The sequence below is a fragment of the Gordonia sp. IITR100 genome (assembly GCF_002009645.1).
GTDB classification, from domain to species: domain Bacteria; phylum Actinomycetota; class Actinomycetes; order Mycobacteriales; family Mycobacteriaceae; genus Gordonia; species Gordonia hongkongensis.
Window position 1 is genome coordinate 1 of sequence record NZ_MVKV01000021.1, and the last position, 14491, is coordinate 14491.

Annotated in this window: 11 protein-coding genes and 2 tRNA genes; 4 read left to right on the forward strand and 9 right to left on the reverse strand. The window is 65.7% G+C overall.

Annotated features, from left to right (window positions below; genetic code table 11):
* The first annotated feature begins 268 nt into the window (after nt 1-268).
* A complete protein-coding gene (locus B1818_RS20995) occupies nt 269-1528 on the forward strand; it encodes a crosslink repair DNA glycosylase YcaQ family protein (RefSeq protein ID WP_254859780.1) in 1260 nt (419 codons plus the stop codon).
* Between the two features lie 30 nt (nt 1529-1558).
* Here the strand turns inward: B1818_RS20995 and B1818_RS21000 are convergent.
* The 9 genes from B1818_RS21000 to dnaA form a co-directional block, all read right to left on the reverse strand.
* A tRNA-Ala gene (locus B1818_RS21000) sits at nt 1559-1631 on the reverse strand.
* Between the two features lie 61 nt (nt 1632-1692).
* Nucleotides 1693-1766: transfer RNA gene (locus B1818_RS21005), tRNA-Ile, on the reverse strand.
* 66 nt (nt 1767-1832) lie between these two features.
* On the reverse strand, nt 1833-2723 hold the full coding sequence (locus B1818_RS21010; protein WP_078113907.1) for a DUF3566 domain-containing protein: 891 nt from the start codon (nt 2721-2723) through the stop codon (nt 1833-1835).
* Between the two features lie 117 nt (nt 2724-2840).
* The gene (gene gyrA / locus B1818_RS21015; RefSeq protein WP_078113876.1) at nt 2841-5330 is read right to left on the reverse strand and encodes a DNA gyrase subunit A; all 2490 of its coding nucleotides are present in this window, start codon (nt 5328-5330) and stop codon (nt 2841-2843) included.
* Nucleotides 5331-5374: 44 nt separating this feature from the next.
* A complete protein-coding gene (gyrB, locus tag B1818_RS21020) occupies nt 5375-7441 on the reverse strand; it encodes a DNA topoisomerase (ATP-hydrolyzing) subunit B (protein ID WP_058252998.1) in 2067 nt (688 codons plus the stop codon).
* A 342-nt stretch (nt 7442-7783) separates the two neighbouring features.
* Nucleotides 7784-8368, reverse strand: coding sequence for a DUF721 family protein (locus B1818_RS21025; protein ID WP_058252997.1), 585 nt, complete (start codon nt 8366-8368; stop codon nt 7784-7786).
* Nucleotides 8361-9560, reverse strand: a complete 1200-nt coding sequence (recF, locus tag B1818_RS21030) for a DNA replication/repair protein RecF (RefSeq protein WP_078113877.1) — start codon at nt 9558-9560, stop codon at nt 8361-8363. Before recF ends, B1818_RS21025 begins: the two co-directional genes overlap by 8 nt.
* 42 nt (nt 9561-9602) lie before the next feature.
* Complete coding sequence (gene dnaN / locus B1818_RS21035; protein ID WP_058252995.1) at nt 9603-10772, reverse strand: DNA polymerase III subunit beta; 1170 nt, start codon at nt 10770-10772, stop codon at nt 9603-9605.
* 654 nt (nt 10773-11426) lie between these two features.
* Nucleotides 11427-12935 carry a chromosomal replication initiator protein DnaA gene (gene dnaA / locus B1818_RS21040; RefSeq protein WP_078113878.1) on the reverse strand — a complete coding sequence of 503 codons (1509 nt, stop codon included), beginning with the start codon at nt 12933-12935 and terminating at the stop codon, nt 11427-11429.
* A 498-nt stretch (nt 12936-13433) separates the two neighbouring features.
* On the opposite strand from dnaA, the gene rpmH reads away from it, so the two are divergent.
* The 3 genes from rpmH to yidD are packed head-to-tail and all read left to right on the forward strand — an operon-like array spanning nt 13434 to nt 14477.
* Complete coding sequence (gene rpmH, locus B1818_RS21045) at nt 13434-13577, forward strand: 50S ribosomal protein L34 (RefSeq protein WP_004020968.1); 144 nt, start codon at nt 13434-13436, stop codon at nt 13575-13577.
* 46 nt (nt 13578-13623) lie between these two features.
* The gene (gene rnpA / locus B1818_RS21050) at nt 13624-14052 is read left to right on the forward strand and encodes a ribonuclease P protein component (protein WP_078113879.1); all 429 of its coding nucleotides are present in this window, start codon (nt 13624-13626) and stop codon (nt 14050-14052) included.
* The gene (gene yidD / locus B1818_RS21055) at nt 14052-14477 is read left to right on the forward strand and encodes a membrane protein insertion efficiency factor YidD (protein ID WP_058252992.1); all 426 of its coding nucleotides are present in this window, start codon (nt 14052-14054) and stop codon (nt 14475-14477) included. The genes rnpA and yidD overlap by 1 nt, the downstream gene beginning before the upstream one ends.
* Nucleotides 14478-14491: the final 14 nt, after the last annotated feature.

A 14491-nucleotide genomic window follows, 5' to 3' on the forward strand; every position in this document is an offset into this window, starting at 1 on the left:
TGACGCTTCCGTCCCGCCATGATCCCTATCGTCCCTTCTCCGCCCTCAACAGGGCAATCAGGACTCTAGAACCACCCGGACCGGTTCACGGGGGACACGCCACAATACCGAGCCTGCGCTCGCGGTGGGCGTTCGGTTGGAGAGCGTCGACGGTCAAGAGATCATCCGGATTGATGTTCCCCGCGCCGACCCTGGCCCCGTCGGCACGAAGTTGGGAGTCTTCACCAAGCGCGTGATCAAGTCTACGGGCGAGCCAGAATGCGCCCCTATGACCGCGCATGAGATTGTCAGCATGGGCATGATCACCCGCGGTCAGGATTTCGCAGCCTCTGCAGCGTGGGACGCAACCCTGACTGACCTCGATCCGTTTGAGTTCAATCGTTTTCGTCGGATGTGCCTTGCGTCGGGAGACGATCTTGCAGACCTCTCCGACCCAGATATACTCCGGGCTCTCGGGCTCGTACCTTTGTCCGCCCCGGTCAGCATCGGGGCAGTCCTTCTCTTCGGAACTGGGTCCGCGGTGCAACGATGGGTCCCAAACGCTGAAGTGTTGTTCCAAGACGTACGCAGCGGGCACCCACCCACAAACATCCAAATGGTGGAACCACTACTAAAGACGGCTGAGAAGCTGCGCGACCTCGTAGATGCACAGAACACAGTCACGGAAGTCATGGCTGGGCTCCTGCGTGTTGAAGTTCCACTCATCCCATCGATCACTCGTCGGGAAGCTGTCGCGAATGCGTTGGTACACCGCGACTACACCGCTGTTGGTCCCATACGGTTGCAGCTGACGGACGGCAGTTTCGTGGTCTCCAGTCCGGGCGGATTTCCACCGGGCGTCACCACGCAGAACATTCTTGACCAGTCCAGACCTCGAAGCCTGATTCTCGCTGGAGCGTTCAAACGCGCCGGCTTGGTCGAGAGGAAGGGCAAGGGTGTCAATGACATGTTCGAACAGCAGCTAAGGGCCGGACGAGACGTCCCTGACTACTCACACAGCACCAGCGACTCGGTTGTGGTCACCGTCCCCCTCGGAAACGCAGACCTGGATCTGGTTCGTTTCTTACTCACATGGGAGAACGAACACCAGCAACCACTGAGCCTCGACGAGTTGCGGATTGTCCACGAGGTGAAGACTTCGGGCTCGGCGACGAGTAGCGAAGTCGCTGAGGAGTTGCATCTCATTCCTGCGAGCACCAGGACTAGCCTTGGGCAGCTCGTCGAGAGGGGCATCCTCGAGTCTCGCGGTGTCGGTCGCAGTCGGAAATACCACCTGACCGCGCGCTTCTACGATCTTGCGCAAGATCGCAACGCCTACGTGCGTGTGAAAGGCGTCGATCCGCTCCAGCAGGAACGAATGATCCTAGACTATGTGACCGCGTACGGTTCGATAACCCGTAGTCAGGCCGCCGAGCTCTGCCAGACCATCCCGCCTCAAGCCCGCTCGGTACTGAAGCGGCTGGTGGAAGACGGCCGACTGATTCTGGTAGGGCAACGTCGCGGTTCACGCTATGTGCTACCAGACTGAATGAGCGATAACTCCGCGGGCCAGCATTTGTGGAGCCTAGGAGATTCGAACTCCTGACATCTGCCTTGCAAAGGCAGCGCTCTACCAACTGAGCTAAGGCCCCGTGCCGTACCGATCGGTTCGGCGGGATGCGAGATTCCGATGTCCGAAAACATCTGTCGCAGTGGGCCTAGGAGGACTTGAACCTCCGACCTCTTCGTTATCAGCGAAGCGCTCTAACCGCCTGAGCTATAGGCCCTTGAACCGAGGAGTGAGATTACCCGACCGATGCCCCAACAAACAAAACGGCTGGTCAGGGGCTCGCTCAATCGAGGTCGGCGAGAGTCACCTCGGCGCCGCCGACGAGGTCGGCACAGATGTTGTAGATGTAGCTGCCGATCGTCGCGAGCGCGGTCAGCAGGATCGCGTTTATGGCGCCCAGGAGCGCCGCGGCGCCGAAGACGGTGCCCGCCCCGATCACGTCGTTACTCGCGGCCGATTCCTCCGCCATGAGCGTTCCGAAGCTGTTGTTCACCTGATCCCACACGCCCATGCCGTCGAGGATGAGGTACAGCACGGCGACGGAAATCATCCAGATGAAGAACCCGACCACCGACAGCACGGCCGCGACCTTGAACGTCGCCCACGGGTCGATCCGACGCACCTGCACCGAGGCGCGCAGCGCGGTCCCGGCGGCGAGTACCTGGCGAGGCGCCGACCGCGGTGCGGAGGGCTTGGATCCCGGCGCCTGTGCCGTCTCGGGTCGCTTCAGGTCCGCCGTGTGGTGGATCTGATCGAGGTCGGGCAGGTCGTTCTCCGGGAGGTGTCCCCGATCGATGGTGCTGGTGGGAGACTCGACGAAGCCGGGTTCCTCGGTCGCCGTCGCGGCACCCGCCCGTCGCGGACTCTCGAGCTTGGTCACCGGGGCCTGCTGGCCGCTCATGCTGGCGGCAGCGGTGCCGCTGTTCGTCACGACGCCACGCGGCGGCGGGCCGCCCGGGTTGTTCAGCGGCGGGCCTGCCGGGCCCTCACCGGTGCTCGGACGCTGGGCGGCGTCGCGGTTGAACGTCTCGGTCGGGGCGGCTGACGGATCGTCGGCCGGCCCCCGCTGCCACGGCGGCACCAGTCCCCCGGTCGGGGTTCCCGTTCCGGGTCCCGCCGGTCCCCCGGCGGGGCGCCCGTTCTGGTCCTGATGCGGCTCGTTCGGTGTGCTCACAGACATTCCCTCACTCAGGCGTTCCTGACGTTGCTCGCTCGGCGCCGGGTCCGAACCCACCGTTCCCGACCCGTCGACTCGCGACGGGTCGAGCAACAGTGGCCTTCACCCTAACGCCTAGGAAGAGACCTCTGTCTCGTCCGGCTCGTCGGCGTTGCGGGCGATGGCGATGACCGTGGTGCCCTCGTCGATGTTCATCAGACGGACACCCTTGGTCTGGCGTCCGGCCTTGCGCACCGATTTCGCCGTGGTGCGGATGACGCCGCCCCCCGAGGTGATGGCGTAGAGCTCGGAGTCGTCGTCGACGATGAGCGCGCCGATCAGTTCACCGCGTCGACGATCGTGGGCGATCGTCAGCACACCCTTGCCGCCGCGACCCTGCACCGGGTAGTCGTCCATACCGGTCCGCTTGGCGTACCCGCCGGACGTGGCGACCAGCAGGTAGGTGCCCTCGCGGACGACGTTCAGTGACAACAGCGTGTCGTCGGTGTTGAACCGCATGCCCTGGACGCCGGAGGTCTGCCGGCCCATCGGCCGCAGGGCTTCGTCGTCGGCGTGGAACCGGATCGACTGTCCCTTCTGCGACACCAGGAGCAGATCATCGTCGGCGCTGCACAATTGGGCGCCGACCAATTCGTCCTCGCCACGCAGGTTGATCGCCGCGATGCCGCCGGAGCGGTTGGAGTCGAAGTCGACCAGTCGCGACTTCTTCACCAGGCCGTTGCGGGTGGCGAGCACCAGATACGGCGCATCCTCGTAGGTCTTCAGCTGGATGACCTGGGCGATCCGCTCCTCCGGCTGGAAGGCCAGGAGGTTGGCGACATGCTGACCACGGGCGGTGCGGTTAGCCTCGGGCAGCTCGTAGGCCTTGGCGCGGTAGACGCGACCCTTGGTGGTGAAGAACAGGATCCAGTCGTGGGTCGAGCACACGAAGAAGTGTTTGACGATGTCGTCCTGCTTGAGCCCGGCACCCTGCACACCCTTGCCGCCGCGACGCTGGCTGCGGTACAGGTCGGTCTTCGTGCGTTTGGCGTATCCGGTTTCGGTGATCGTGACGACGACGTCCTCGCGGGCGATCAGATCCTCGTCGCTCACATCGCCGTCGGCCGCGATGATCTTGGTCCGACGCTCGTCACCGTACTTCTCGACGACCTCCTTGAGCTCGTCGCGCACGATGGCGCGCTGACGCTCGGGCCGGTCGAGGATGTCCTTGTAATCGGCGATCTCGAGTTCGATCTCGGCGAGTTCATCGACGATCTTCTGACGTTCCAGGGCCGACAGACGGCGCAACTGCATCGCGAGGATGGCATCGGCCTGGATCTCGTCGATGTCGAGGAGGTCGATCAGGCCGGTACGCGCGGTCTCGGTGTTGGCCGAGCGGCGGATCAGCGCGATCACTTCGTCAAGCGCGTCAAGGGCTTTCACCAGACCGCGCAGGATGTGGGCGCGCTCCTCGGCCTTGCGCAACCGGTACCGCGTCCGTCGCACGATGACGTCGATCTGATGCGCCACGTAGTAGCGGATCATCTGGTCCAGACGCAGCGTGCGGGGCACGCCGTCGACGATGGACAGCATGTTCGCACCGAAGCTGGTCTGCAACTGGCTGTGCTTGTACAGGTTGTTCAGGACGACCTTGGCGACGGCGTCGCGACGCAGCGTCACCACGATCCGCATGCCGACGCGGTCCGAGGACTGATCCTCGATCCGGCTGATGCCCTTCAGCTTTCCCTCGTTGACCTGCTCGGCGATCGACTGGATCAGGTTGTCCGGGTTGACCTGGTAGGGCAACTCGGTGACCACCAGCGTGGTGGATCCCTTGTTCTCCTCGATGTCGACGACACTGCGCATCCGGATGCTGCCGCGCCCGGTGGTGTAGGCGTCCTTGATCCCCTGGCTGCCGACGATCAGTCCGGCCGTGGGGAAGTCGGGTCCCTTGATGCACTCCATGCACGCGGCGAGGGTGGTCTCGTCGTCGGCGTCGTGGTTCTCCAGCGCCCAGAACACCGCATCGGCAACCTCGTTGAGGTTGTGCGGGGGCATGTTCGTCGCCATACCGACGGCGATACCGCCGGAACCATTGATCAGCAGGTTCGGGATACGCGACGGCAGGACCGTCGGTTCATTCGTCTTGCCGTCGTAGTTGGGGACGAAATCGACTGCCTCCTCGCCGATGTCGCGCAGCATCTCCATGGCCAGCGGGGTGAGCCGGGCCTCGGTGTAACGCATCGCCGCGGCGCCGTCGTTGCCCCGCGAGCCGAAGTTGCCCTGACCGTCGATGAGCGGGTACCGCATCGACCACGGCTGGGCGAGGCGCACCAGGGCGTCATAGATCGCGGTGTCGCCGTGCGGATGGTAGTTACCCATCGTCTCCGCAACGGGTTTCGCCGATTTGACGTAGCTGCGGTCCGGGCGGAACCCCGCGTCGAAGGACGCGTAGAGGAGGCGGCGGTGCACCGGCTTGAGACCGTCGCGGACCTCGGGAAGAGCGCGGCCCACGATGACGCTCATCGCGTAGTCGATGTAGCTCTTCTGCATCTCCTGCCCGAGATCGACGGGCTCGATGCGATCGCCTTCACCGCCGGCGGGCGGAAGGGTGGTGTCAGTCATGTGTGTACTTTCTCCGATCGGAGCGGAATCGCAGGAACCCGCGATCAGACATCGAGGAAGCGAACGTCTTTCGCGTTGCGGGCGATGAAGCTGCGTCGGGCGGCGACGTCCTCACCCATCAGGATGGAGAACAGTTCGTCGGCGGCCGCGGCATCGTCGAGGGTGACCTGGCGCAGGACACGCACGGCCGGGTCCATGGTGGTCTCCCACAGTTCCTTGGCGTTCATCTCGCCGAGGCCCTTGTACCGCTGGATGCCGTCGTCGGTGTTGATCTTCTTGCCCGCCGCACGACCGGCCTCGAGCAGTCCGTCCCGCTCGCGGTCGGAATAGGCGAACTCCGGAGCCGACTTCTGCCACTTGAGCTTGTACAGCGGCGGCATCGCGAGGAACACGTGACCGTGCTCGATGAGCGGCCGCATGAAGCGGAACAGCAGGGTGAGCAGGAGGGTCGAGATGTGCTGACCGTCGACGTCGGCGTCGGCCATCAGCACGATCTTGTGATAGCGGAGCTTGCTGATGTCGAACTCGTCGTGGATGCCCGTGCCGAAGGCGGTGATGATCGACTGGACCTCGGTGTTCTTGAGCACCCGGTCGATGCGCGCCTTCTCGACGTTGATGATCTTGCCGCGCAACGGAAGGATCGCCTGATACATCGAGTCGCGGCCCGACTTGGCGCTGCCGCCGGCCGAGTCGCCCTCCACGATGTAGACCTCGCACTTGCTCGGGTCGTTGCTGCGGCAGTCGGCGAGCTTGCCGGGGAGGCCACCGATGTCGGTGGCGGTCTTGCGGCGCACCAGATCGCGGGCGTTGCGTGCTGCCATCCGGGCCCGCTGCGACTCGACGATCTTCTTGATGATCGTCTTCGCCTCGGCCGGGTTGGCCTCCAACCAGTGTCCGAGGTGCTCACTGCAAACGCGCTGGACGAATCCCTTGACCTCGGTGTTGCCCAGCTTCGTCTTGGTCTGGCCCTCGAACTGCGGATCACCGACCTTCACCGAGATCACCGCGGCGAGGCCCTCGCGGATGTCGTCACCCGAGAGGCGGTCTTCCTTCTTGTCCTTGATGAGCTTCTTGTCCACCGCGTACTTGTTCACGGTGAGGGTCAGCGCGGCGCGGAAACCCTCTTCGTGGGTACCACCCTCGTGGGTGTTGATGGTGTTGGCGAAGGTGTGGACCGACTCGGAATAGCCTGCGTTCCACTGCATCGCGACCTCGACCTCGTGGCCGGTGCCCTGGCCGGTGAAGCCGACGACGGTGGTGTGGATCGACTGCTTGGTCCGGTTGAGGTGCTTGATGTAGTCGACGAGCCCGTCGGGGTAGTGATAGGTCCGAGTCTTCGGCTTGGCCGCGGCGGCGGCCTTCTCCTCCTCGGACTTCACCGCCTCGGCGGCCTCGGTGGTGCCGCTCTCCTCGTCACCGTCGGCGTCACCCGGCGGCTCGATGGCCTGTGGACGCTGATCGGTCAGCGTGATGGTGAGGCCCTTGTTCAGGAAGGCCATCTCCTGCAGACGACGCGCCACGGTCTCGGCGTTGAATCGTGTGGTCTCGGTGAAGATCTCGGGGTCCGGCCAGAACCGCACCGTGGTGCCGGTCTTGCGCGTCGGGGTCCCCTTCTCGAGGGCGCCGGGTGTCGCGTAGGTGTAGGTCTGCTCCCAGTTGAATCCGTCGTTCTGGATCTCCAGCTCCACCTTGGTGGACAACGCGTTGACCACCGAGATGCCGACGCCGTGCAGACCACCGGACACCGCGTAGGCGTCGGAGTCGAACTTGCCGCCGGCGTGCAGCTGGGTCATGACGACCTCGACCGTCGGCACGCCCGTGCGGTGCATGCCGGTCGGGATGCCGCGGCCGTCGTCGACGACCTGGACGCCGCCGTCGGCCAGGAGGGTCACGTCGACGCGCGAGGCGAAGCCGGCCATCGCCTCGTCGACCGAGTTGTCGACGACTTCCCAGATCAGGTGGTGCAGCCCTCGCTCACCGGTGGATCCGATGTACATGCCGGGCCGTTTGCGGACGGCTTCCAGACCTTCGAGGATGTTGATCGAATCGGCGCCATACTCTGACGGCTTCTTCTTGTTCTTCTTCGGTCCGGTGTCGTTGGTGTCGGCCACGAGGTGCGTCCGCTCCTGTTCTGCTCATCGACGGATCAGGTGGTCTCCGGATCCGTCGTCGATCCTTCTCGACGGGGCACACGGCGGTTGCGCGCACAGGGATACCCGGTGGGTACATCCGGGTAGCCTGGAGGCGCTGTCTGTCTGCTGTTGTGCACCCCTGTCGGGACAACTCTCCACAGTGTACTGCCTGACTCGCCCTGGAACGCGCATCCGGGGCCGCTAACAGGCCCTCAGAACGATTTTTTTGCCTCGATCCCGGTTCGATCGTGGCTTGGGGATGGAAAACGGCCCACGAGGCTCTGCAACTAGTAAAGTGCGGTCGAGTCTGCTAGCGGCGCGTCAGCCGTAGGTGTCGCGTGGGCCGCGCCCGCGCACATGCCGTTCACCCTTACGCCACGACGGGCCCTTCGGACCGCTGATCCGCAACGAGGTGACCTGGCCGTTGCCGATGGCGGCCGCGATCTTGGCGAGGATCTGGGCCTGGATGTAGCGAAGTTGCGTCGCCCATGCCGTCGACTCGGCCTGCACGTGGAGGACGTTGTCGCGCAACGCAACCGGCTTCGCATGAGCGGCTATGTCCGAACCCACGATCTGTTCCCACATCCCGAACAGGGTGCCTTCGCCGATCTTCTCCTGCCACCCGCGATCCTTCGCCAGACCTCCGACGAGCCGGCCGAAGGGCTGCGGATCCCGCGGATCCGGACCGGAGCCGGACCAGCGTCGACGCCCCTGGGATCCGCGCGGGACCCGACGGACGGGTGACGCCCGGCCCCTGCCGACCGACTTACCCGCGGCGCGGGCCTGGGCCCGGGCCTCCTCGAGCGCCTTGCGGGCACGCTCGTACCCGCCGAGTTCGCCGGGCGGTGTCGGCCGTGGTGCGGGGTCGGCAGGATCCGGGGACCCGGACGGGCGATCGTCACTCATGGGCTTCCTCCCCCGCTGCCGTCACATCGTCGAGCGCAGAGTCGACGATGTGCGACCGCCGGCCCGCATCGTCGTCGACCACATCGACGCCGATCCGCCGGCCACCGATCCGCCCGGGGATGTCCTCGGCGACGGCGGCGGTGATGAGGAGTTGCTCGGCGTCGGCGGTGAAATCGACGAGTTGCGCGCGCCGCTTGGCGTCGAGTTCGGCGAACACGTCATCGAGCATGATCACCGGCTCGACACCTTCGGCGCGGGTGAGCTCGACGGAGCCGAGGCGCAGAGCCAGTGCCAACGACCAGGATTCCCCGTGTGAGGCAAAGCCTTTCGCGATATCGCTGCCGAGGACGATGTCGATGTCGTCGCGATGCGGACCGACGAGACACAAGCCCCGCTCGATCTCCTTGTCGCGCAACTCCGTCAGGCGTAGTGCCAGCACGTCGGCGATCGCCTCGGGTGTGTGTTCCTCGATCTCCACACCGCCGGCGGGACGATACCGGAGCACGGCCGGCCGTGAATGCGGCGCGATCGACGCATACGAGCCGGTGAAGTGCGGCTCGAGCTCGGCGAGCACCGACAACCGCGCGGCGATCACCTGACCGCCGAGATCCGCGAGCTGACCGTCCCAGACATCGAGCGTGCTGACCACCGAATCTGCCTGTTGCCCACCACGTCTCAGCGCCGCGGCGGCAGTCTTGAGCAAGGCCGACCGCTGACGCAGGACCCGGTCGTAGTCTGCGCGGGCGGCGGCGAATCGGGGACCCCGCTGCGCGACGAGCTCGTCGACGAAGCGTCGTCGGTCGCTCGGGTCACCACGCACCAGGGACAGGTCCTCGGGCGCGAACAGCACCGTACGGAGGATGCCGAGCAGGTCGCGGGGCCGCCGCGCCGGGCTGCGGTTGATGGTCGCCTTGTTGGCGCCCTCGGCATTGATCCGCAGCTCGGCGGTCAGCTCACGGCCGTCGTTCTCGACCGTCGCGGTTACCGACGCCGACGCCGATCCCGCGTGTACGAGCGGTGCATCGGAACTCACCCGGTGTGAGCGCAGCGTCGAGAGATAGAACAGCGCCTCGAGCAGATTGGTCTTGCCGAAGCCGTTGCGGCCGGTGAAGACCGTCGGCCCGGGTGCCAGATCGAGGTCGACGGCCCGCCACGATCGGAAATCGCGCAGATGCAGCTCACGGACGAACACGAGTCGGCGTCGATCCTGAGGACGGTGAGGCCGTGGCGGCCGTCAGCCCGGGAGGCGGACGGGCATCAACAGGTAGCTGAACGCGCTCTCGGGAGCGACGAAGGCGCCGGACTCGTCCGCGACCGGATCCTCTCCGCTGGCCGGGCGGAGGACGGCAGGCCGACTGGGGGTGGTGAATCCGAAGTCCACCGCGTCGGCGTTGATCGCCGACAACCCGTCCTGCAGGTACCCGGGATTGAACGCGATCGTGAGGGGCTCACCCTGGAACGACACGGGCAGCTCTTCCTCGGCCTTGCCGGCCTCGTCGCCGCCCGCGGTGAGCAGCACGGATCCCTCGGAGAACTCCATCCGGACCTGCGCGCCGCGCTCGGCGACCAGGGCCACACGCCGGATCGCCTCGATCAGCGGGCCACTGTCGATGGTGGCGACGGCGGTGTGGCTGGCCGGGAGCAGCTGACGGAACTTCGGGAACTCCGCGTCGAGCAGGCGGGTGGTGGTCTTCTTGGTCTCTCCCAGGATGCCGAGGATGCCGTCGGATCCGATGGCCGCGCCACCACCGAACGCCAGCGAGACGACGCCGGTGCCCTCGGCACCTGCGGTCTTGGCGCTCTCCGAGAGCGTCTTCGCGGGCACCAGTACGGCCCCCTTGGTGTCGGGATCGGAAGGCTCCCACTGCAATTCACGCACCGCGAGGCGGAAACGGTCGGTAGCGGCGAGGACGACGGAGTTGCCCTCGATCTCGACGCGGACACCGGTGAGCATGGGCAGGGTGTCGTCCTTGCCGGCCGCCACGGCCACCTGCGAGATCGCCTCGGCGAAGAGCTGCGACGGGATCGTTCCGGTGACGGAGGGCACGTCGGGCAACTGCGGGTAGTCCTCGACCGGCATCGTCGGGAGCGAGAACTTCGCGCTGCCACAGGTGATCGCGACGCGTGCACCGTCGAGGGTCACATCGACCGGTTTGTTCGGCAGGGCCTTGGTGATGTCGGCGAGGAGCCGACCGGAGACCAGGACCTGTCCGGGCTCGGCGACCTCCGCGCCCAGATTTTCCTGGGCCGAGACCTCGTAGTCGAAACCCGAGACGGTCAGGCCCGTTTCGCCGACGTTGAGCACCACACAGCCGAGAACCGGGACGGGCGGACGAGACGGGAGACTGCGGGCCACCCAGGCGACGGAATCAGCGAACTCGTCACGCGCGACACGAAACTTCATGCTGGGAGGTTGCCCTTCTCTCGTTCTCGTTCCCGCCTGGATCGCCGGGTCGGCGGCGCAGTGGGTCGGCCGGCCTGGAGTGGGATCCCGCATCCGGGAATCCCACTGTAGAACGCCGCCGCCCGAGCCGGAGTGGTTGGGGCCAAGTCAGACCGTCGTCGGAGCCGGCCGCGGGCGACGCGATCGGCGACGGTCTGTGCACAGACCTTCTTACAAAAGAATCTCTTTCTAGAGGGATCCATCTCAGTAATAGGAGTTGTGCAATCTGTGGACAACCATGACATCGGGCCAGTCCGGGCGGGTGTGGACGTGTGCATGACCGGTGGAGCAACGTCGAGCGGATCCCTTCGGGGATGTGGAGTTCTCGTGTTGTTCGCGCGGCGTCCACCGGCGATGCACATGCCGACCCCGGTTATCCCAAGGATTGTGCACAGCTGGTGATCGATCGTGAGCAGGGTCGATGTCGGCCGAATCCGACTGTGGGAAGGCGGTCCACGGCGGCGAAGACTCTCGACCCGAGGACCAGACTTGGCATTCGGAGGGGCCATCGCAGTCGCCATCGGATGCCACTGCGGGCGGCGGAACACCCCCGGACGACCGCACCCCCGGGCCGTCGTGGCCTCGGGGGTGCGGAGAGCTGTAGGTGTGCGCGTGTCAGCCCACGGCGCGCTGCTTGATGCGGGCGGTGAGTTCCTGGACGTGGTCGTACACCCGGCGGCGCTCGGCCATCTCCTTGCGGATCTTCCGTTCGGCGTACATCACCGTCGTGTGATCGCGGTCGAAGGTCTCGCCGATCTTCGGCAGCGAGAGGTCGGTGAGCTCACGACACAGGTACATGGAGATCTGGCGGGCCTGGGCGATCGACCGTGTCTTACCGGGACCTCGTAGTTCCTCGACAGAGATGTCGAAGTACTCGGCGGTGATCGCGAGGATGCTCGCCGCGCTGACCTCCAGGGTCCCCGAGTTGGGGAGCAGGGCCTGCAGGACGACGTCGGCGAGTGACTTGTCGAGAGCGGCGTCGTTGAGCGACGCGAACGCCGTCACGCGGATGAGTGCACCCTCGAGTTCACGGATGTTGCGCTCGATCTTCGACGCGATGAGTTCGAGAACGTCGTCGGGAACCGCGATGTTGTCCATCTGCGCCTTCTTGCGCAGAATCGCGATCCGGGTCTCCAGATCGGGCGGCTGGACATCGGTGATCAAGCCCCACTCGAACCGCGTACGAAGCCGATCTTCAAGTGTCGCAAGCTGTTTCGGCGGCCGGTCAGAGGAGATGACGATCTGCTTGCTCGCGTTGTGCAGGGTGTTGAAGGTGTGGAAGAACTCTTCCTGGATACCTTCTTTGCCCACGAGGAACTGGATGTCGTCGACCAGCAGCACATCGACGTCGCGATACCGGCGCTTGAACGCCACCCGCCGGTCGTCGCGGAGCGAGTTGATGAAGTCGTTGGTGAATTCCTCGGTGGACACGTACTTGACCCGCATGCCCGGGAAGAGGCGCTGCGCGTAATGGCCCGCGGCGTGCAGCAGGTGCGTCTTGCCGAGTCCGGACTCTCCCCAGATGAACAGTGGGTTGTAGGCCCGGGCGGGGGCTTCCGAGACCGCCACCGCCGAGGCGTGCGCGAACCGGTTCGACGCGCCGATGACGAAGGTGTCAAAGGTGTACTTGGGGTTGAGGTTTGCGCCGGTGGCCGGCGGCGTCGAGGTCGGCCGCTCGGCGAAGTACGACGCCCAGTCGCCGGACGGGCGCGTCGACTCCGGCACCGGGGACGGCGCGCGGCCCGCGCCCACGGGTGCGGCCGTGTAGTCGACCGCTGCGGCCGCTCCGGCGATGGGCCGTACGTCGGGAACGGGTGTTTCCGCCACCGGCTCGTCGTTGCGCGGGGTGGCGATACGGACGCCGAGATCGACGGGTTCGTCGAGGTGGCGGCTGAGGACCGAGCGGATGGTCTCCCGGAGATTGCGTTCGATCTGTTCCTGGACCAGCGCCGTCGGCACGGTCAGCAGGGCGAAGCCTTCGGTGAGGGTCAGGGGTCGAACCAGTGACAGCCACGCCTTCTGCTGGCGTGTCAGTGGTTCGTGGTCGCGTGCGGCTTCGTCGTCGTTGAGTTCGGCGACGACCTGTTGCCACACCTCGCCGAAAGTGTCTCGGTCTGAAGTCACGGGGCTGGCCTCCTGGTCCGGAAAACTACCAGCGATCACGAGAGCGGTGGCATCTGCGCCGGAGTCCCCGTCTCTCCACAGGGTTATCCACACCTGTGTACAAAGGTGACGAACTGGGGACTTCGGTCGGAGCCAGGTCCTCGAAGATCTACCTCGACGGGAGGGGTGGCCGACGCTGTGAGTGAACGTAACAGAGGTCGGGGAGGGCCACAAAGCGATCGGGACGTTTGACTCGATTCTGCTGACAATCTTGCTTTCGTGGCCGAGAACACACTGGTCGCGAACGGTCCCGGAGAACGGACGTCGCCGTTTGATTTGGACGCCCGGTGTCAGTAGTCTCGACTGGTCATCCAGGTTGCGGATTTGCGCGGCGAACTTCCGTGTTCGCCGAGTCATCACCGACACCAGTTCGGCACCGTCCTGGATCAACAGACCAACCACAACATGTGGGTCATGCCCGGGTAACCGGCGTGCCCACAGGGAGCACAAGGAGTCACCGTGGCCAAGGGCAAGCGTACTTTCCAGCCGAACAATCGTCGTCGCGCTCGCGTGCACGGATTCCGTCTGCGCATGCGGACCCGCGCCGGACGTGCGATCGTCAGCGGCCGTCGTTCCAAGGGCCGCGCGAAGCTCACCGCCTGATCGTCGGCTCTCACCGGGTCCCGTACGGGGCCCGGTCAGCTGTTCGATGACTGCGCCCCTTCATCGGATCTCACGGGGATCCGACTTCTCTCGCACCCTCAAGTCCGGTGCGCGGGTGAACAGTCGTGACTTCGTCGTCCATCTCGCGATGGTCGGTCGTGAATGGCCCGACCCCCGCGGCCTTCGACGGGACGTGGCGATGTCCGGTGGTCCCTGGTTCGGTCTCGTGGTCAGCAAATCCGTCGGCAATGCGGTGACGCGCCATCTCGTCGCCCGCCGACTGCGCGCGGCATTCGCCGGCGCATCGCATCTGCTTCCCGACGAGACCTATGTGGTCGTCCGTGCCCGCCGAAGCGCGGCCGAGCGATCCAGCGACGAGCTCGCCGACCAGCTCCGCGACGCGTTCACCAGTCGTCGTGTCCTCGCCCTGACCGAGGCCGTCGCGGCGTCGGCCGATGGAGCGGGACCGCGGTGATGAGCGGCACCACCGACACCACGCCGTCGCCTGAGACCGAGGCGGATTCGACGACTCCGCACGCGGCCTCGAGCGGATCCGGCGCGCGCCTGTGGCGCGGACTCCGCCTCCTCCCCCGCCGCACCGTCATCTTCCTCATCGAGCTGTACCGCACCTGGGTGTCGCCGATGCGTCTGCCGTCCTGCCGGTTCGAACCCACCTGCTCGGGATATGCGGTCGAGGCACTGGACCGGCACGGCTTCCTCTACGGCTCGGTGCTGTCGGTCATCCGGCTCGCGAAGTGCGGACCCTGGCACAAACCCGGTTACGACCCGGTTCCCGAACGCGGCTTCGGCGAACTGTGCCGCGACCTGTGGCGCTCGGCGACCGGCACACACCGACCTCGAAACCATCAGCACGCGTCCGGCGAGACGCGTGCTCTGTGAGTACAACAAGTGAG